The following is a 17,302-nucleotide window of genomic DNA, read 5'->3' on the forward strand; positions in this document are numbered from 1 at the left end:
CCCGGCGCACGCAGTGCGGGAAGAGGATCCAGGGCGCGGAGCGTAAGGGCGGATTCCCTTCCCCTCCGCTGCGCGTCCTTCCGGGAATGACATCCACCCCGTCATGGCCTCCCCGGACTTGCTCCGGGGACCAGTGCCGGCCATCCCGATCCGGTGAAGCGCCGCGCCCTAATCAATCGAGATCACCGGCACAGGGCCGGTGATGACGTGGAGAGAATGGCTCAAGAACGGCCGGATCGCCTCAAGCTGGCTCAAGAGGTCTTCCCCCCCGCCGCCGTGTCGGCTAAAGAGGCCGTTCTTTCTTGACCTGTCCAGTGACGATCTAGGTGAATCATGGCGGAGACAAAGGCCACCGGCATTCTGGCCGGTAAGCGTGGCTTGGTGATGGGCGTGGCGAACAACCGTTCGATCGCCTGGGGCATTGCGCAGGCTGCCCGCCAGCACGGAGCGGAACTCGCCTTTACCTATCAGGGCGATGCCCTGAAGAAGCGCGTCGAGCCCCTGGCGAAGGAACTCGACGCCCACGTGGTCGGTCATTGCGACGTGACGGACGGCGCCACCATCGACGCCGTGTTCGAGGAAGTGAAGCGCCTCTGGGGCTCCATCGACTTCGTGATCCACTGCATCGCCTTCTCGGACAAGGACGAGCTCACGGGCCGCTATGTGGAGACCTCCGAGGGCAACTTCACCAAGTCGCTCCTGATCTCCTGCTATTCCTTCACGGCCATCGCCCAGCGCGCCGAGAAGCTGATGAACGACGGCGGCTCGCTGCTGACGCTCACCTATTACGGCGCCGAGAAGTGGATGCCGCACTACAACGTCATGGGCGTGGCCAAGGCGGCGCTCGAGGCGTCGGTGCGCTATCTGGCGGCCGATCTCGGCCCCAAGAACATCCGCGTCAACGCCATTTCGGCCGGCCCGATCAAGACGCTCGCGGCCTCCGGCATCGGCGATTTCCGCTACATTCTGAAGTGGAACGAGTACAACTCGCCCCTGCGCCGCACGGTCACCATCGAGGAGGTCGGCGAGACGGCCGCCTATCTCGTGTCCGACATGTCCCGCGGCATGACCGGCGAGATCCTGCATGTGGATGCGGGCTATCACGTGGTCGGCATGAAGAACCCGGAAGCGCCGGATCTCTCCCTCGACAAAGAGTAACGTCAGCGTATCGGACCTCAGACCAGTGACCGCGTCCCGCCCCACGATCTACTTCATTCGCCATGGCGAGACGGACTGGAATCTGGAGGGCCGGCTCCAGGGTCAGAAGGACATCCCGCTCAACGATGTCGGGCGCGTCCAGGCCGAGGAGGCCGGTCGCAAGCTGAAGGCCCTCGTATCGCATGTCGAGGACCTCGCCTATGTGGCGAGCCCCATGACCCGCACCCGCGAGACCATGGAGATCCTGCGCGAGACCCTCGGCCTCCATCCCGAGGTCTACAGGCTCGACGACCGCCTGGTCGAGCTGACCTTCGGCGCCTGGGAGGGCATGACCTGGAAGGAGGTCCGCAAGGCCGAGCCGTCGCTCGCGGCCCTGCGCGAGCAGGACAAGTGGCATTACGCGCCGCCCGGCGGTGGCGAGAGCTACGCCATGCTGGTCGATCGCGTGCGTCCGATCCTGGACGATCTCACCCGCGACACGGTCATCGTCGCCCATGGCGGCGTCGCCCGCGCCTTCCTGTCGATCTGCTGCGGGGTGAATCCGCGGCAGGCCGCCAGCATGGATATCTGGCAGGGCAGGGTGCTCATGATCGAAGGGCGCAGCTACCGCTGGGTGTGACGCGAAAGCGCGGCGCCAACCTTTGCCGCGCTCCTGCGTTGTCAGGATATGCAATATGTCTGCGATGCTCCGGGGGCGAAGACGTGGTTCCGGATCGAGACGGAAGGCGAGGCCGCGCTCGAATCCGACGCGATGGGCCATGCGGTCGAGAAGCATTTCCGTAATGCCTGGGAGGCGGCTTCCAATAGCTATCAGTCGGTCCCCGGTCCATTCATCGAGCGGAATATCGGCCTGAGGGCCCATGTGCAGCGTGCCATGCCCCTGTTCCTGACCTTGAGGGACGCGGAGGGGAAGACCCTCGTCACCGCGATGCTGCCGCCGGGAGGCCGCCGCGACCCGGGCTTCAGGATCATCATCGTCGGCCCCGAGAACCGCGATCCCTACCCTGAGCACGAAGAGGCCATCGCCGCGCTGGGCCACTATTTCGGCCTCACCCTCACCCGCGCGGATTGCTATCCCTATCGATAGTTTTGGAATGACACTCTCTCCGTCATGGCCGCACCAAGTGCGGCCATGACGGAGCGGGTGCGGACAGCGTGATGTTATGTTCTCACTTTGTTCTTGACAGGGGGATGAACCTTGGCTATATCGTTACCCATCCCCGCCTGACGAGGGGCGCGCTCGCGAGGCGTCGCAGTTGTGGGGTGGGGAATGGTCCTGCCGCAGGTCTCGCACACCTGCGACGGGAGGCCCTTGGCAGCCCTGTGCTGGTCCAAGTCGAAACGCCTAAAAGAACCGTGCGGGACGAGCAGTTCGGCTCTTCCATTCTCACTCACAAGCGAGCCGGGCTGCCCGACACGCCACCCTCGAACCCTGACAGGCTCGCAGCGCAAGCTGCGGGCCCCAAGGTGCTGGCTCTTTGACAACCGGGATTGCATCGCGCGTGACACCGGGGCGCTTTGGTTTTAAGACGCCCTGAACATCGAAGAAGCGCCATGTCCCACAATACGTTCGGCCACCTGTTCCGTGTCACCACCTTCGGCGAGAGCCATGGGCCTGCCCTGGGCTGCGTCGTGGATGGCTGCCCGCCGATGATCCCGCTCGAGGCCGCGGAGATCCAGGCGGAGCTCGACCGCCGCCGTCCGGGCCAGTCGCGCTTCACGACCCAGCGCCAGGAGCCGGACCAGGTGAAGATCCTGTCGGGCGTCTTCATCGACGAGCGGACGGGACGGCAGGTGACCACCGGGACGCCGATCGCGCTCCTGATCGAGAACGTGGACCAGCGCTCCAAGGACTACTCCGAGATCAAGAACTCCTACCGGCCGGGACACGCGGATTTCACCTACGACGTGAAATACGGCATCCGGGATTATCGCGGTGGCGGGCGCTCCTCCGCCCGCGAGACGGCCGCCCGCGTGGCCGCCGGCGCCATCGCCCGCAAGGTGCTGCCTGGCGTCACCATCCGGGGTGCGCTCGTGCAGATGGGGCCGCATGCGATCGACCGCGGCAACTGGGATTGGGACGAGGTGGCGCGCAACCCGTTCTTCTGCCCTGACGCGAAGGCGGCGCAGTTCTACGAAGAATATCTCGACGGCCTGCGCAAGGACGGCTCCTCCATCGGGGCGGTCCTGGAGATCGTGGCCGAGGGCGTGCCGGCGGGTCTCGGCGCGCCGATCTACGGCAAGCTCGATTCCGACCTCGCCTCGGCGCTGATGTCCATCAACGCGGTCAAGGGCGTGGAGATCGGCGACGGCTTCGCGGCCGCGGCGCTGCGCGGCGAGGAGAACGCGGACGAGATGCGCCCCGGCAACCAGGGCGCTCCCACCTTCCTGTCGAACCATGCGGGCGGCGTGCTCGGGGGCATCTCCACCGGCCAGCCCGTGGTGTGCCGCTTCGCCGTGAAGCCGACCTCCTCGATCCTGACGCCCCGGTCGAGCGTCACCCGCACGGGCGGCGAGGCGGAGGTGCGGACCAAGGGCCGGCACGATCCTTGCGTGGGCATCCGGGCGGTGCCGGTGGGCGAGGCGATGGTCGCTTGCGTCCTGGCCGACCATCTCCTGCGCCATCGGGGCCAAGTGGGGCAGGGCCCGTCCTGGCCGTTCCAGGCTTGAGGCCTTTCCACCCGATCAGAACAAACCCCAGAAAGCGCGCCCTTGTCATCCCCGGTGGCCGCAGGCCGGGAAGGGGATCCAGGCTGGGGAGCGTGCGGGTGGGTTCCCTTCCCCTTCGCTACGCGTCCTTCCGGGAATGACACCTTCTCACGTCATGGCCTCCCGGCCTTGATCCGGGGGCAGTGCCGGCCATCCCGATCCGGTGAGGCGCGGCGCTTCAAGCCATCGAGATCACCGGCACAAGGCCGGTGACGACGTCGAGGCGATGTTGCTCCTCCGGCATTCCAGGCGCTTTTTCCGGGCGCTTCTGCAAAGCCTCGCGTGCAAATTTTAGTTTTACTAAAATCCACTCCTCGGCTAAGCCATGGGCATGAAACTGGCCGAATGGTTGTCCCGCAATGGCGTGTCGCGCGTGTCGTTCGCGCGCCGGATCGGCGTGACGCCCGGAGCCATCACCCAGATGTGCAATTCCGAACAGGCCTGGCTGTCCCGCGACACCGCCGAAGTGATCGCCCGCGAGACCCGCGGGGCCGTCACGCCCAACGATTTCCTGCCCGAATCCGCCAAGGAGACATGGATGTCCCACTCCGTTACCGAAGCCATCGAGGCTTTCGCCCGTGGTGAAATCGTCATCGTGACCGATGACGACGACCGCGAGAACGAGGGCGACCTCATCGTCGCCGCCTCCCTCTGCACGCCTGAGAAGATGGCCTTCATCATCCGCAACACCTGCGGCATCGTCTGCGCGCCGCTCACGGTCTCCGAGGCCCGCCGCCTGCGGCTCGACCCGATGGTGCAGGCGAACGACGCGCCGCTCGGCACGGCGTTCACCGTCACCGTCGACGTGAAGCACGGGCTGACCACCGGCATCTCGGCCGAGCAGCGGTCGAACACCGTCCGGGCGCTCGCCAACAACAACATGGGCGCGGCCGATTTCGTGCGTCCCGGCCACGTCTTCCCGCTGATCGCCAAGGACGGCGGCGTGCTCATGCGCTCTGGCCATACGGAGGCGGCCGTCGACCTGTGCAAACTCGCGAACCTGCCGCCGGTCGGCGTGATCTGCGAACTCGCCAACGACGACGGCACGGTCATGAAGGGGCCGCAGATCGACGCCTTCGCCGAGAAGCACACCCTCAAGCGCATCTCGGTCGCGGATCTCATCGCCTATCGTCAGGCGCGGGAAAAGCTCGTCGAGCGGATCGCCACCTTCCCGGTCGAAACGCAATGGGGCTCGTTCACGGGCTATGCCTATTCGACGCCCTTCGACAGCGTGCAGCACATCGCCCTCGTCCATGGCCGCATCGGCGACGGCACGAACATTCCGGTGCGCCTGCACCGGGCCAATGCGCTTACCGACGTGTTCGAGGGCGGCAAGACCGTGAACGCCGCCCTGCAGCGCTTCGTCAAGGAGGGCAGGGGCGTCCTCGTCTATCTGCGCGACGGCACAGCCGGAGTGCCGACGACCTCGTTCTCCGACAGCGACGAGACGGGCTCGGAAGCCATGCGGTCCAGCCAGTGGCGGGAGATCGGCCTCGGAGCGCAGATCCTGCGGGACCTCGGCGTCGCGTCGATCCGCAACCTCGCGACGTCGAGCCGTTCCTATGTCGGGCTCAGCGGCTTCGGGATCGAGCTGCTCAGCGAAGAGCCCATCGAGTGCTGAAACGCTGAGCCTCGCTCAAGCCCCCGTCTCGCGCCCCATGAGGGCGTCGAGGTGGAAGGCGGTCGATCGTGCCAGGCCTTCGAGGTCGTAGCCGCCTTCGAGGACCGAGACGATCCGCTGGCCGCAATGGCGCTCGGCCAGTGCCATCAGCTTCTGGGTCGCCCAGGCGAAATCGGATTCCATCAGATTCAGGCTGGCCAGGGGATCGCGCCAATGGGCGTCGAACCCCGCCGAGATGACGATCAGGTCCGGGGCGAAATCGTGGATCCGGGGCAGGATCGCGGTCTCGACCGCTTCCCGGAAGGCTTCGCTGCCGTCGCCCGCATTCAGGGGGGCGTTGACGATGGTGCCGTGCGCGCCGGTCTCGGACAGGGCGCCCGTGCCGGGATACAGGGGAGCCTCGTGGGTCGAGCAATAGAGCACGCTGGCATCCGACCAGAAGATGTCCTGCGTGCCGTTGCCGTGGTGCACGTCCCAGTCGAAGATCGCGACGCGCTCGGCGCCATAACGCTTCTGGGCGTGACGGGCCGCGATGGCCGCGTTGTTGAAGAAGCAGAAGCCCATGGCCCGCGTGCGTTCCGCATGGTGACCCGGCGGGCGCATGGCCACGAAGGCGTTGGTCGCCCGGCCGGACATGACCTCGTCCACGGCCAGCACCGCGCCGCCCGCGCCCCGCAGGGCCGCCTCGTAGGTGCCCGGCGACATCACCGTGTCCTCGTCAATCCTGACTAACCCTTCTCGGGGGCTGATATCCCGCAGCCGGACGATGTAATCTTGTGGATGGGCAAGGGTCAGGCTCTCCATCTCGGCCATCGGTGCCAGTTCGCGGACGAGCGAGGTGAACCGCTCCTTTTCCAGCGCACGCTCGATGGCGCGGATGCGATCGGGGCGTTCGGGATGTCCAATCGGAGTCTGGTGTTCGAGGCTGGCCGGATGGGCGATGTAAAGCGTCGACATGTGCATTCTTGCGTAAAGGGCCGCCGGGAGTGTCGCAGCACCACGAGCGGCTGTCTATGTTGTTGCGATGCAACACTCTTGGATGCTGAGCCGTGCCATGGTGTGTTTCGATTCGATTTGCCGACCTAGCGGTCTATAAACCCGGCTGAAACGGACGTCCGTCTTGGCCCGAGCCGAGCTTGCAGAGCTTTACACAATGCGCCTTTCCCGTCTGCCCCTTCTTTTGGCAATGATCACGGCCCTCGCCGGATGCAACTTCAAAGGCATCCCGGATCCTCAGGTCTCCGCCCGCGACACCGAATGGATGGCGCAGGTTCCGACGGCCGAGGACGATCCGCGGTTCGGCCGCTACATGATCGACGATCCCACGGGCGAGGCTCCCGGCACCATCGTGGTCGACACCAAGGAGCGCCAGCTCTACTACGTGCAGCCCAACAAGAAGGCGATCCGCTACGGCGTTGCCGTCGGCGACGAGGCCTATGGCTGGACCGGCACGGCCAGCATCGCCCGCAAGGCCGAGTGGCCGGACTGGAATCCGCCGGCCGAGATGAAGGCGCGCTGGCCGCATGTCCAGTACACGAAGGGCGGTCCTGGCAATCCGCTCGGCGCGCGGGCGCTCTATCTTTACGAGGGCAACAAGGACACGCTCTACCGCATCCACGGCACCAACGAGCCGGAGAAGATCGGCCACGCGGTGTCGTCGGGCTGCATCCGGATGCGCAACATCGACGTGATCGACCTCTACAACCGCGTCGCCCTGAATACGAAGGTCATTGTTCGCTAAGACGCGACGAGCCGGCTGGACATGAAAAGAGCGCCTCAAGGGCGCTCTTTTGGTTTCAGGAGGACTTTCAGTCCAGCATGGCTTCCTTGCGCAGGATCGCGGGAAGCTCGGAGATCTTCGGCGGGTTCTGCTGCAGCTTGGCGGCCTGAACGGCTGCGGCGAGAGCTGGCAGGGCAACGGCCTTGAAAGTCGGGATGGGGCGGGCGGCGCTCTGCTCGCCCGGTCGCGTATTCTGCTCTGAAACCTGTCGCGTCATAGATCCTCTCCGGAAAATTGAGGCTGCTGGATCAACCTGCGTTTTATGATCCGCTCGCCTGTGACCGCTTTGGGGCAGACCTGTGATCATGTGCTGGCTTGGCTGCAGATGAACCATTCAAGCTGAATCAATCCTTAACGGTGCAACATTCCGTCATATCGCGGCTGATTGCCGAACCGCAGGAACGGACGGGCATTCCGTGGGATCTTCTAGCGTCAGGCGTCCCTAGACGCCGTGTGCGCCCGCACCTCGGGCGAAGGCCTCCCCATCCCGCAATCCCATCTCGTAGGCCTTGCGGATCCCTGCCGGATTGGAGATGTCGAACTGCCCGACGGGAACGGGTTCCGAGGGCTGGATATAAGTGCGACCCTTCACCTTCGGAAAAGCGCGGTAGAGGCGCGAGAGAATGACGAGTGTCCGGCCGCCCTGCTCCTCGACCGGGAGGAGGGGTTCCGTCGGCACGTTGTCCACGAGCCCGCCATCGAGGGCCGCCATGCCGCCGATGCGGCCGACCGGCATGAAGGGCGGCACGCTGGCGCTCGCCATCAGGGCGGCCGACAATTCGGCGGGCGATGCCAGATCCCGCACCTGGACGAATTCCGGGCGGAACCCCAGGGCCCGGCCGCCGCGCGGATGAACGGGGGAGCGCCACTTCTTCTCGATCTGATAGGTCGCGATGCCGAGTGGAATGGCGAGCGAGAGGGGTAGGCGGCGCGGCTTGCGGGCAAGCCCGATCAGGGTGTCCGGACCCTGCCTCAGGCGCTCCAGGGCGGTTTCGTCGATGATCGCCTCGATCAGGCTGCGATACATGAGCGAGACGGGCCAGGGCGACCCTTCGCTGCGCCAGGCGCGCCATTCGAAATTGCGGCGCCCCAGGCTGCAGCCCTCCGCCACCATCTCGTTCACCCGCCGGCCGAGCCCGAGAAGGCTGTAGCATGCCGACCAGGCGCCCGCGCTCACGCCGACGACCATCGCGGGCTTCAGGCCGAGAAGCGGAGCCGCCGCCTCCCAGAAGCCGCCCTGCCAATAGCAGCGATTGCCGCCTCCCGCGAAGGCTACCGCATCGAACATCGAGGACCTATCGGGGTTTGGAACCCGAAGCGCCTTCCTCGGCCCGCGCCATGTCGCGCCAGGCGAGAACGATTCGCTCCAGGTCGGCCAGATCCTGAGGTGGGAGCGTCCCGAGCGTGCGCATCACATAGGCCCGCTGCGCGGCGATCCCGTGATTCGCCAGGTCGCGGCCTTTCGAGGTCAGGTACAGGGCATTGGACCGCCGGTCACCCGGGATCGACCGCCGCTCGACAAGGCCCGCCTCGACCATGCGGTCGAGAAGGCCCGAGACATTGCCCTTGGTGACGTAGAGCCGCTCCGCCAGCTCCTGCTGGCTCATGCCTTCGCGCTCCGTAAGCGTCGAGAGCAGGTCGAACTGCGGAATCGACAGACCCAATTCCTTCAGCTCGGCGGCGACCGCATTGGTCGCCCGGCGATTCAGGCGAATGAAGCGAAACCAGATCCGCAGCGGATCGGCATTCTCGGCGGGAGCAGGGGCTGGCGAGAGGGACGTCAAAGGCTTTGGGCTCCAGGTGAAGCGGATAGTTTACATTCAAACCGTTCGTGCCGTCACCCCTGTGAAACGGCAGGGAGGCCCGTCGTGCTCGCGGCCGTTTGGAAATTCCGGGGATACCGGGGAGGCGGTCTCCAAGCGGTGTTTTCAAGTTCTGGTATTGTGTTACGAATGACTCACTCTTCCGGGTGGGCCGATAAAAAATGACGACCTCTTACGATGCTGACTTCCGCCTTTCCGCTCCTCAGGCCTCTTCCATGGCCTTTTCCGGACGCGGGCGCGACTTCCTGAAACTCCTGATCGCCGGCAGCCTGTTCCAGATCCCGACCTTCGGGTTCTATCGCTTCTGGATGATCACCAAGCTGCGTCGCCATCTCTGGGCGAATACGCAGGTCGAGGGTGAGCCGTTCGAATACACGGGAACGGCGAAGGAGCTGCTGATCGGATTCCTGATCGCCTTGGCGGTCCTTGGCCCGATCTACATCGCTTACTTCATTCTCACCTTCATGGCCGAGGAACGGTATGCCTTCGTCAGCGTGCCGTTGATCCTCGTCATGTATGTGCTGGCTCATTTCGGCAGCTATCGGGCTCGCAAGTACCGGGCCAGCCGGACGGTGTTCCGTGGGATCCGGTTCTGGATGAAGGGCTCGGGCTGGGCCTATGCCGGCCGCGCGATCCTGTGGGATATCGCAACCTTGCTGACACTCGGCCTCGCCCTGCCATGGGCGACGGCCTCCCTGGAACGCTACCGCATGCGCCAAACCTATTTCGGCAGCGTGCGGGGTGACTTCGCCGGGACGGGCTGGACGCTGTTCAAGCGCGGATGGCGGATCTGGGCTTTGGGATTGGTCGTCGTGGCTTTCGAACTTGCCCTCACAATTCTGGTCTCTTCTCCTTCCGGAATGATGTTCTTACCCCACTACTCAGTGTCCCTAGTAGGGGTGATGATTCTGGGATTTCTGGTCATTGTCGTTGCCGGCGTGGTCCTCCTTCCGCTTGCAATGGCGATCTTCACACGCTGGCATATCGACGGCCTGCGCTTCGGCGATGTCACCATCGTGAGCAAGCTTCGACTTGGCACGTTCTACGGCCTATTCTTCAAGCTGATCTTTTCCTCCATCGGGTTCGCGATCGCTTTTTTCGTTCTGGTGGGCATCGCCACCGTCCTGGCCGGGATATTCCTTCAGGACACTCTGGCGGCGCTGAAGAGCGGCGAGATAACAGTGGCGACGTTCGGCATCGGCACCCTGATCGTCATAGCCTACCTCTTCTTCCTGCTTGGTTTTGGCGTCCTTCAACGCTACTTCCTCGTACGGGGCCTGTGGGCAGCCGTCGTCATGACGACTACGGTCGCAAACCTTCGTTCGATCTATGCCGTGGTGGCGGCAGGCCAGCCGGCCGGATTGCTCGGCGAAGGCCTTGCGGACGCGCTCGACTTCAACGTCGGCATATGAGGTAAACCATGACGGATGCGGTGTTCTATGACGGGGAGAGCGCCCGCCGCAGGACCGTCAATCTGAAGGTTACCGCAACCAGCCTCGACATCCATGAGGGGGGCGAATGGATCGCCTCCTGGCCCGTTGGGGCCGTGAGGCGGAAGGATGCGCCCCAGGGCGTCTTGCGATTGACCTGCGAGAGCGGGCCGTCTCTCGCCCGGCTCGACGTCGCGGACACGACCGATCAGGAGACCATCCGGCTTCATTGCCGCCATCTCGAGACCGGTCACGGCCGGGAGCGGACCGGCCAAATCCTGTTCTGGTCGGTCTCCGCGGCGGCCTCCATCCTCCTGTGCGTGTTCTATCTGCTTCCCATCCTGGCGGAGCGTTTGACGCCGTTCATCCCAATCTCGTACGAGCGGCACCTGGGAAAGGCCGTGGACAATCAGGTGCGGGCGATCTTCAGCGGCAAGATCTGCGAGGAGACGCGTGGCGACGCGGCGATGAGGACACTGATCGCACAGCTGACGAAGAGCCAGGATACGCCGCTCGATGTCGACGTCGCGGTGATCGAGTCCAAGGTGCCCAACGCCATCGCGCTGCCCGGCGGCCGGATCTACCTGTTCAGCGCGCTTCTCGAGAAAGCCGAATCCGCCGACGAGATCGCCGGCGTGCTGGCTCATGAAATGGGCCATGTCGCGCACCGGGACGGCCTTCGCAGGATGATCCAGGCCGGCGGCACGTCTTATCTGCTCGGCCTCCTGTTCGGCGACGTGACGGGCGGCGGTGCGATCGTGTTCGTCAGCCGTTATCTCATCGACAGCGCCTATTCCCGTGACGCCGAGACTGCCGCGGATGATTTCGCCGGACGTACGATGACGGCTCTGGGGCGGCCCGCCCATGCCATGGCCCTGTTGCTCAAACGCATCGACGGCAAGGATGATGCGAAGAGCGGGAACGATTTCAGCATTCCGGCTTTTCTGTCTACCCACCCGGTTACCGATCAACGGCTGAAAGCTTTGGAAAAACAGGTACCGTCCCAACAAGGCGAGCCGCTTCTCAGCCAAGAGGAGTGGCGCGCGCTCAAAGAGATTTGTAAGACGACCTGATGCGCCGTCTCATCATCGAAGAACCGGTCTCCCGCCCGGCGAAGTGGTCTCCCGCCTTGGCATCGTTCGCGCTCGTCGTGACGTTGCTCGCAGCGCTGCTCATCCGCTTCGGCCGAATCGACTATCCATCGGGCTTCATCGCGCTCGGCGCCGGCCTTGCAATCGCGCTCGTGGCAGTCGCCATGGCCTTGCTGGGCTTCGTCCGCATCTGGCAAGAGGGGCGCCGGGGGCTCGGCAGCGCCGTGAAGGGGCTCATCATCGCGGCGCTCGTCCTTGCCTATCCGGGCTTCATGGCGCTTAAGGCCGCTACCTTGCCGCCGATCGCCGATGTCAGCACCGACACGGACGACCCTCCGGCCTTTTCCCGTTCGCGCGCCGCCCTCGCGGCCCGTGACGGGCGCCTCCCGCCCGACGTCGCCCCGGAGGCGCGCGAGATGCAGCGGGCTTCCTATGTGCAGATCGCGCCGCTCACGCTGGATATCGGCCCGGAGGAGGCCTTCGCCATCGTGGAGAAGGCCGCCCACAATCTCGGCTGGCAGGTGATCGAAGCCGTGCCGCCCGGCGGGCGCATCGGACTCGGTCGGCTGGAGGCGGTCGACCGTTCGCGCGTGCTCAAGATGCCGAGCGACATCACCGTGCGGGTTCGCCCGCGCGTCGACGGGACGCGCATCGATATCCGCTCGGCTTCCCGCTTCGGCAGCCACGATCTCGGCGCCAATGCCGGCTACATCCGGGACTTCCTCGAAGAAGCCTCGAACTTGGCGATCGCGGTGCGCTGATCAGGCGGGCCGGTACTCGCTGTCCAGGGCGGGAATGCCCTCGACGCTCGCCTGGCCCTTGGCGACCAGATCCTCCAGATGGGCGAAGACCGATAGGCCCGCAGCCCCGACCAGGGCCGGGTTCAGGCCCTGGTAGATCGCCGCCACGATCTCGGGGATCGTCCGGTCGCCGGCCTTGAGCCGGTTGAGGATCGAGGCCTCGCGCTGGCGCCGGTGATGGATGAGGGCCCGAACGAATCGCTGAGGCTCCTGCACCGGCCCGCCGTGGCCGGGCCAATAAAGCGTTTCCTCTCGGCCCTTCAGCTTGTCGAGGGATTCCATGAAGGCGCTCATGGACCCGTCGGGAGGCGCGATCACGGTCGTGGACCAGGCCATCACGTGGTCGCCGGAAAACAGCGCCTTCTCCTCGGGCAGCACGAAGGCGAGATGGTTCGCCATGTGTCCGGGCGTCGCGAGCGCCTCCAGGGTCCAGCCGGGGCCCTCGACCGCGTCGCCCTCGCGCATCTCGCGGTCGGGTGCGTAATCCTTGTCGGAACTCGCCTCCAGCGAGTTGACCTCGCCCGAGAACAGGGGCCGGGCGCTGTGATACGGCGCGCAGCCGACGATCTCGGCTCCCGTGGCGGCTTTGAGAGCGCGAGCGGCCGGCGAGTGGTCCTTGTGGGTATGCGTGACGAGGATATGGGTCACCGTCTCGCCCCGGACTACGTCGAGGAGCGTCTCGATATGGCCGGGGACGGCGGGGCCCGGATCGATGATGGCGACGTTCCCCGAGCCGACGATGTAGCTGCAGGTCCCGGTGAATGTGATGGGCCCCGGATTGCGGGCGACGATCCTGCGCACGAGAGGGCTCATGCGCACGCATTCGCCCGATTGGGCCGGAGCGCGGATGTCGAAAATGAGATCGTCGGCCATGCAGGAATCCTCAGGGATGCAACCGAGCATCCGGCGCTTCCTAGCGCATCGTGCGGAAAAGTGGAGTTGGTTCGGAAACGAATTTGGGGTCGATGCGTGTCCACAGCACCGGCAAATGCCCGAACCTTCGCTTGAGGCAAGGGCCGGACCTCCGTATAAGGCTTCATGAGCCGCCGCGCGAATGGCGGAACGATCTGGAGATTCAATTCATGACGACCGGCGTCTCTTCGCTGTCTTCTCCGTCGACCCTCGTCGGCCTGCTCTGGCCGTCCCGGGACGATGCCCGCTTCGCGGCCCTTCGCGCCATCGTTCTGATGGCGGCCGGCACGGCGCTTCTCACTCTTTCCGCCAAGGTTCAGGTGCCGCTGCCTTTCGTTCCCCTGACGCTGCAGACCCTGGTCGTTCTGCTCATCGGTGCGTCCTACGGCTGGCGCCTCGGCGGCGCGACCGTCGGCCTCTATCTCGTTCAGGGCGCCATGGGCATGCCGGTCTTCGCCGGCCCGACGGCTGGAATCGGCTACATGATGGGCCCCACCGGCGGCTTCCTCATCGGCTTCCTGGCTGCGGCCGTCGTGATGGGCTTCATGGCCGAACGTGGCTGGGATCGTTCGCTCCCGCGCGTCATCATCATGATGATCATCGGTCACGCAGTGATCTTCGCCTTCGGCCTGGGTCAGCTGTCGCTGGTCATGCCCTTCGCGAAGGCCTGGACCGTCGGTGCGGCTCCCTTCATGGCGGCAACCCTCGTGAAGACAGCCCTGGCCGTGGCCCTGATGCAGGCTGCCTGGTCCGTGACCCGCCGCGGCGGCAGGGCCTGATCGGCTCCTCAAAAGGACGTGTTCCGGAAGCCGCCTTCGGGCGGCTTCTTCTTTTTGAGGTTGGGATCAGGCTGGCCGGTCAGCCGACCGAATGGACCAGCCGGAGCTTGGGCTTGGCCTTCGTGGTGCCATAGAGGAAGGCGATGTCGGCCCATTCTTCGTCGCCGCCATTGTCCTCAATGCGGTAGCCCATCTGCTTGGCGATGGCCTCGACCTGGCTGAGGTTCGAGCGGGCGATCCAGCGCGAGAATTCGCCCAATCCCTGATCCATCAGCACGGCAATCATGCCGATCTCGACACCTTGATCGAAATCTTCGGTGCGGCCGGGAAAACGCAGCCGCAGGCCGTCATCCAGGTGGATATGTCGCATAACGGGAAGCCCCCAAATCACCCTTTTCGGGTACCTTTTGTTGGAATGTATCAAGGAATGTCCTGCGCTGGAAGGTGGCATGGACGCGCATGCGCCCGGGCGATGCGCAAGGGGAACCGGCCCGGCCAGCCGCTCATTAGCCCTGCGACCGCTTCGAAACAGGAGGGCTCCCATGGCCGAACGCAGAATCACCGCGTTCTTCGATACTTACGACGAAGCCGCGCGGGCGGTGCAGCGGCTCGAGGCAGCCCATGTGCCGAATTTCGAGATCAGCCTCGTCTCCAACAATTTCAACGATGCCTACACGCATCACGCAACCCGCTCCTTCGACAAGGAGGAAGCGCCGCATGAGTTCGCCGGAGCCACCGCGGCGGCCGGCACGGTCGCCGGGGCCGGAGCCGGTCTCCTGGCGGGGCTCGGCACGGTTGCCGTTCCCGGCTTTGGACCCGTGATCGCCGCGGGGTGGATCGTCTCGACCCTCGTGGGAGCCGGCGCCGGAGCCGCCGTCGGCGGCCTCACGGGCGCCCTGGTGGATGCCGGGCTCGGCGACGAGGAGGCGCAGAATTATGCGGAAGGCGTCCGTCGCGGCGGAGCGCTGGTCACCGTAAAGGTCGACGAGGCGCAGAGGGACAGGGTCGTACGCATTCTCGACGACGAGGGCGAGATCGAGCCGAGCGAAGAGGAAAGGGAGGCGGCGAGGGAGCGGGATGAGGCTCCGGCTCCTCCGATCGGTGCCGCCGCTTCGACCACCACGGGCCTGACCACCGATCTCATGCCCATCCCCTTCGACGAGGACGATGACGACGCAACGCTCCATGTCGAGCTGGAGGACGAGCGTCTTCGCCGCCCGACGGGCACGAAACCTGAATAGGAAGGCGAGGGAAGATATCTCCTGCCACTCGCTTTCCGATGTCTTCGCGGGGGCGACCGGCCTTAGCGGCCGGCGCGGAAGGTCCGGTCCAGGCTCCATGCACCGCCGCCGGCCGCTGCGATGAACAGGAACACGAAGCAGTAGAGAATGGCGGCATCGCCGCCGTTCAGGACGGGGTAGAAGCTGCGCGGAGCGTGGGCGATCCAATAGGCGGCGGCCATCAGGCCCGAGAGCACGAACGCGACCGGGCGCACGAACAGGCCGGGGACCAGGAGCGCTCCGCCGACGATTTCCAGAACTCCTGCAATCCAGGGAAGGCTGAAGGCCGCCGGACCGGGATTGGGAGAGGCCGGGAAGCCGAGGAGCTTCTGCGTCCCGTGCGCCATGAAGATGAGAGCGGCGACGATGCGCAGGATGCTGAGGAGGCGCGGCGCCCAGACGGTCTCGAGCCGATCGGTATTCATCAGGAATCTCCAAGCTTCAGATGGTGGGGCGGATGGTTTGTCCGGTCCGCCCATTAGTGAGGTCCCGATACAGGCTCCGCCCGGATCTTCCCAGCCTCCAACGCGAAGCTTCCGGTAACGAGTTGCTTACCACGTTCCCAACTCGGTTTGATCCGGCTCACGAGTCGGGCGTTTCTCCTACGCCAACAGAACAGGAGGCTTGAATGACCATCCTCGATCCGAAAACCGGGCAGCTCGTCACCATCGACCTCACCGCCAAGCCGCGTCGTGCGTGATGCCGATTGTCGGCCAGTCGCTCGTCGCGTCGTATGAATCTCAAAGCCTCGTCTTCTCCCAATCTTTTGATCATCCTTTCCGCTGAACCTTCGCCCGGGCGCCTTATTTTAAGGTCGAACAGCACGCGTTCGTGACCTGACGCACATCGCTCCTGTGACAACTTGTCGATGGTTGGAAAGGCAGGAACCCTTGCTGTGCAACGGCATTGGCTAACAGGAAAGCATTCAACCGAGTGCCTGCGCCAGGGTTGGATGATCCTTGATCGTTAGCAGCGCCTAAGGCGATCCGCGTTTTGAAGAATCGAGAGTTGAGGAGAGTCGCATGGCTCTGACGGGACGTTTCAATCTTCGCAAGACCTTCACCGGCCGCATCGTTCTGCAGGTCGAGGAAGAGGTGATGGGCTTCTGGAGCCGGATGTTCGGCAAGGCCAGGCCGCATCGCCGCTGGCGCGACGCGAATGTGCTGGATCTGGCGGCTCCGGAGCTGCGCAGTCTCGTCGACCTGCGGTTCCGTCCGCGTTACATGCCTCAAACCAGCGAGATGTCCCAAGACTGGCCCAAGGCCGAGCGCCCGCTTGAGGCGGCCCCTGCCCAGACCCTGCACTACGAAACTTATCAGGAGGATGGACGCTTCTCGACCCATTGAGAGGCGCCACACAGGGCGCCTTGCGAGCCGTAACCCGCATCCGCCAGGCACTCTAACCTGCGGCTCGATCGACCATTTCGACTGGGGAGAAGAATGGTCGGAGTGGCAGGATTTGAACCTGCGACCCCCACGTCCCGAACGTGGTGCGCTACCAGACTGCGCTACACTCCGACACCGAGAAATTCCCGGGAGGCCGGTCTTATAGCGGCGGGGCGGGGACGCCGCAAGGGGAGAATTCGGTCTTTCTTCGAGATATCTGACCACCCGCAAAACGGTGTTGCCAGCCGCCATCGGGCCGATTATGTACACGCCACATCTGTTGGGGCGTCGCCAAGTGGTAAGGCAGCGGTTTTTGGTACCGCCATTCCCAGGTTCGAATCCTGGCGCCCCAGCCATCCCATGCTAAGTTCCTGAAACCGAAAGCTTTTCTCCTGATTTCGGGCGAGGCGCTCCGTCCTGCTGCGCACGTCCACACGGATGCCGGCCGGTTCCCATCTTCTGCGTCGCGTTGTGGGCGATTGATGTCGTTGCCGACTCGCGGCCTAAACTACGGTTCTGAGCGATCGTAAAAGC

At 64.8% G+C, this 17,302-nt stretch carries 19 protein-coding genes and 2 tRNA genes; 13 read left to right on the plus strand and 8 right to left on the minus strand.

The features are described from left to right. Positions 1–333 precede the first annotated feature (333 nt). From fabI to ribB, 5 genes are all read left to right on the plus strand, one after another. On the plus strand, positions 334–1,158 hold the full coding sequence (gene fabI / locus U0023_RS15095) for an enoyl-ACP reductase FabI (protein ID WP_009764813.1): 825 nt from the start codon (positions 334–336) through the stop codon (positions 1,156–1,158). Positions 1,159–1,183: 25 nt separating this feature from the next. Then, positions 1,184–1,777 (plus strand): histidine phosphatase family protein, encoded by a 594-nt coding sequence (locus tag U0023_RS15100; protein WP_009764814.1) that lies wholly within the window; start codon positions 1,184–1,186, stop codon positions 1,775–1,777. Positions 1,778–1,825: 48 nt separating this feature from the next. Further along, positions 1,826–2,245: a hypothetical protein gene (locus tag U0023_RS15105; protein WP_009764815.1), complete on the plus strand. Its 420-nt coding sequence runs from the start codon at positions 1,826–1,828 to the stop codon at positions 2,243–2,245. A gap of 467 nt (positions 2,246–2,712) precedes the next feature. Next, positions 2,713–3,828, plus strand: coding sequence for a chorismate synthase (gene aroC, locus U0023_RS15110; RefSeq protein ID WP_009764816.1), 1,116 nt, complete (start codon positions 2,713–2,715; stop codon positions 3,826–3,828). 370 nt (positions 3,829–4,198) lie between these two features. Next, the gene (gene ribB, locus U0023_RS15115) at positions 4,199–5,488 is read left to right on the plus strand and encodes a 3,4-dihydroxy-2-butanone-4-phosphate synthase (protein WP_083861556.1); all 1,290 of its coding nucleotides are present in this window, start codon (positions 4,199–4,201) and stop codon (positions 5,486–5,488) included. A gap of 15 nt (positions 5,489–5,503) precedes the next feature. On the opposite strand, the gene U0023_RS15120 is transcribed toward ribB, so the two are convergent. Then, positions 5,504–6,445 (minus strand): histone deacetylase family protein, encoded by a 942-nt coding sequence (locus U0023_RS15120; protein WP_040639365.1) that lies wholly within the window; start codon positions 6,443–6,445, stop codon positions 5,504–5,506. 196 nt (positions 6,446–6,641) lie between these two features. Between U0023_RS15120 and U0023_RS15125 the strand changes: the two genes are divergently transcribed. Continuing rightward, positions 6,642–7,229 (plus strand): L,D-transpeptidase, encoded by a 588-nt coding sequence (locus U0023_RS15125; protein ID WP_009764819.1) that lies wholly within the window; start codon positions 6,642–6,644, stop codon positions 7,227–7,229. Between the two features lie 67 nt (positions 7,230–7,296). Here the strand turns inward: U0023_RS15125 and U0023_RS15130 are convergent, their stop codons facing one another. The 3 genes from U0023_RS15130 to U0023_RS15140 form a co-directional block, all read right to left on the minus strand. Next, positions 7,297–7,485: a hypothetical protein gene (locus tag U0023_RS15130; protein WP_009764820.1), complete on the minus strand. Its 189-nt coding sequence runs from the start codon at positions 7,483–7,485 to the stop codon at positions 7,297–7,299. Between the two features lie 225 nt (positions 7,486–7,710). Next, complete coding sequence (locus U0023_RS15135) at positions 7,711–8,556, minus strand: patatin-like phospholipase family protein (protein WP_009764821.1); 846 nt, start codon at positions 8,554–8,556, stop codon at positions 7,711–7,713. Positions 8,557–8,563: 7 nt separating this feature from the next. After that, a complete protein-coding gene (locus tag U0023_RS15140) occupies positions 8,564–9,052 on the minus strand; it encodes a MarR family winged helix-turn-helix transcriptional regulator (RefSeq protein ID WP_009764822.1) in 489 nt (162 codons plus the stop codon). 200 nt (positions 9,053–9,252) lie between these two features. On the opposite strand from U0023_RS15140, the gene U0023_RS15145 reads away from it, so the two are divergent. From U0023_RS15145 to U0023_RS15155, 3 genes are read left to right on the plus strand one after another with little or no spacing between them, the layout of a single operon-like run. Continuing rightward, positions 9,253–10,503: a YjgN family protein gene (locus tag U0023_RS15145; RefSeq protein ID WP_052600706.1), complete on the plus strand. Its 1,251-nt coding sequence runs from the start codon at positions 9,253–9,255 to the stop codon at positions 10,501–10,503. A gap of 8 nt (positions 10,504–10,511) precedes the next feature. Further along, a complete protein-coding gene (locus U0023_RS15150; protein ID WP_009764824.1) occupies positions 10,512–11,594 on the plus strand; it encodes a M48 family metallopeptidase in 1,083 nt (360 codons plus the stop codon). After that, the gene (locus tag U0023_RS15155) at positions 11,594–12,373 is read left to right on the plus strand and encodes a DUF1499 domain-containing protein (protein ID WP_009764825.1); all 780 of its coding nucleotides are present in this window, start codon (positions 11,594–11,596) and stop codon (positions 12,371–12,373) included. The genes U0023_RS15150 and U0023_RS15155 overlap by 1 nt, the downstream gene beginning before the upstream one ends. Here the strand turns inward: U0023_RS15155 and U0023_RS15160 are convergent, their stop codons facing one another. Beyond that, the gene (locus U0023_RS15160) at positions 12,374–13,285 is read right to left on the minus strand and encodes an MBL fold metallo-hydrolase (protein ID WP_040639721.1); all 912 of its coding nucleotides are present in this window, start codon (positions 13,283–13,285) and stop codon (positions 12,374–12,376) included. Positions 13,286–13,494: 209 nt separating this feature from the next. Between U0023_RS15160 and U0023_RS15165 the strand changes: the two genes are divergently transcribed. Continuing rightward, positions 13,495–14,103, plus strand: a complete 609-nt coding sequence (locus U0023_RS15165; protein ID WP_009764827.1) for a biotin transporter BioY — start codon at positions 13,495–13,497, stop codon at positions 14,101–14,103. 79 nt (positions 14,104–14,182) lie between these two features. Here U0023_RS15165 and U0023_RS15170 read toward each other — a convergent pair whose 3' ends face one another. Then, entirely contained in the window at positions 14,183–14,473 is a 291-nt protein-coding gene (locus U0023_RS15170; RefSeq protein ID WP_009764828.1) for a hypothetical protein, read from the minus strand. Between the two features lie 172 nt (positions 14,474–14,645). On the opposite strand from U0023_RS15170, the gene U0023_RS15175 reads away from it, so the two are divergent. After that, positions 14,646–15,344, plus strand: coding sequence for a putative membrane protein (locus U0023_RS15175; RefSeq protein ID WP_009764829.1), 699 nt, complete (start codon positions 14,646–14,648; stop codon positions 15,342–15,344). A 62-nt stretch (positions 15,345–15,406) separates the two neighbouring features. On the opposite strand, the gene U0023_RS15180 is transcribed toward U0023_RS15175, so the two are convergent. Then, on the minus strand, positions 15,407–15,808 hold the full coding sequence (locus U0023_RS15180) for a DoxX family protein (protein ID WP_009764830.1): 402 nt from the start codon (positions 15,806–15,808) through the stop codon (positions 15,407–15,409). A gap of 597 nt (positions 15,809–16,405) precedes the next feature. On the opposite strand from U0023_RS15180, the gene U0023_RS15185 reads away from it, so the two are divergent. After that, positions 16,406–16,729 (plus strand): hypothetical protein, encoded by a 324-nt coding sequence (locus tag U0023_RS15185; protein ID WP_009764831.1) that lies wholly within the window; start codon positions 16,406–16,408, stop codon positions 16,727–16,729. A gap of 94 nt (positions 16,730–16,823) precedes the next feature. Here the strand turns inward: U0023_RS15185 and U0023_RS15190 are convergent. Then, a tRNA-Pro gene (locus U0023_RS15190) sits at positions 16,824–16,900 on the minus strand. Positions 16,901–17,049: 149 nt separating this feature from the next. Here U0023_RS15190 and U0023_RS15195 point away from each other — a divergent pair. Further along, positions 17,050–17,124: transfer RNA gene (locus U0023_RS15195), tRNA-Gln, on the plus strand. Positions 17,125–17,302 lie beyond the last annotated feature (178 nt).

Origin of the sequence: Microvirga lotononidis (genome assembly GCF_034627025.1) — a bacterium.
In the GTDB taxonomy this organism is placed as follows: domain Bacteria; phylum Pseudomonadota; class Alphaproteobacteria; order Rhizobiales; family Beijerinckiaceae; genus Microvirga; species Microvirga lotononidis.

What these genes read in the sequence shown, in the direction of transcription:
- U0023_RS15165 (WP_009764827.1), top strand. Translation starts at nt 13,495, where the DNA reads ATGACGACCGGCGTCTCTTCGCTGTCTTCTCCGTCGACCCTCGTCGGC.
- ribB (WP_083861556.1), top strand. Translation starts at nt 4,199, where the DNA reads ATGAAACTGGCCGAATGGTTGTCCCGCAATGGCGTGTCGCGCGTGTCG.
- U0023_RS15120 (WP_040639365.1), bottom strand. Translation starts at nt 6,445, where the DNA reads ATGTCGACGCTTTACATCGCCCATCCGGCCAGCCTCGAACACCAGACT.
- U0023_RS15160 (WP_040639721.1), bottom strand. Translation starts at nt 13,285, where the DNA reads ATGGCCGACGATCTCATTTTCGACATCCGCGCTCCGGCCCAATCGGGC.
- U0023_RS15145 (WP_052600706.1), top strand. Translation starts at nt 9,253, where the DNA reads ATGACGACCTCTTACGATGCTGACTTCCGCCTTTCCGCTCCTCAGGCC.
- U0023_RS15135 (WP_009764821.1), bottom strand. Translation starts at nt 8,556, where the DNA reads ATGTTCGATGCGGTAGCCTTCGCGGGAGGCGGCAATCGCTGCTATTGG.
- U0023_RS15185 (WP_009764831.1), top strand. Translation starts at nt 16,406, where the DNA reads ATGGCTCTGACGGGACGTTTCAATCTTCGCAAGACCTTCACCGGCCGC.
- U0023_RS15180 (WP_009764830.1), bottom strand. Translation starts at nt 15,808, where the DNA reads ATGAATACCGATCGGCTCGAGACCGTCTGGGCGCCGCGCCTCCTCAGC.
- U0023_RS15130 (WP_009764820.1), bottom strand. Translation starts at nt 7,485, where the DNA reads ATGACGCGACAGGTTTCAGAGCAGAATACGCGACCGGGCGAGCAGAGC.
- fabI (WP_009764813.1), top strand. Translation starts at nt 334, where the DNA reads ATGGCGGAGACAAAGGCCACCGGCATTCTGGCCGGTAAGCGTGGCTTG.
- U0023_RS15155 (WP_009764825.1), top strand. Translation starts at nt 11,594, where the DNA reads ATGCGCCGTCTCATCATCGAAGAACCGGTCTCCCGCCCGGCGAAGTGG.
- U0023_RS15125 (WP_009764819.1), top strand. Translation starts at nt 6,642, where the DNA reads ATGCGCCTTTCCCGTCTGCCCCTTCTTTTGGCAATGATCACGGCCCTC.
- U0023_RS15175 (WP_009764829.1), top strand. Translation starts at nt 14,646, where the DNA reads ATGGCCGAACGCAGAATCACCGCGTTCTTCGATACTTACGACGAAGCC.
- U0023_RS15170 (WP_009764828.1), bottom strand. Translation starts at nt 14,473, where the DNA reads ATGCGACATATCCACCTGGATGACGGCCTGCGGCTGCGTTTTCCCGGC.
- U0023_RS15105 (WP_009764815.1), top strand. Translation starts at nt 1,826, where the DNA reads ATGCAATATGTCTGCGATGCTCCGGGGGCGAAGACGTGGTTCCGGATC.
- aroC (WP_009764816.1), top strand. Translation starts at nt 2,713, where the DNA reads ATGTCCCACAATACGTTCGGCCACCTGTTCCGTGTCACCACCTTCGGC.
- U0023_RS15150 (WP_009764824.1), top strand. Translation starts at nt 10,512, where the DNA reads ATGACGGATGCGGTGTTCTATGACGGGGAGAGCGCCCGCCGCAGGACC.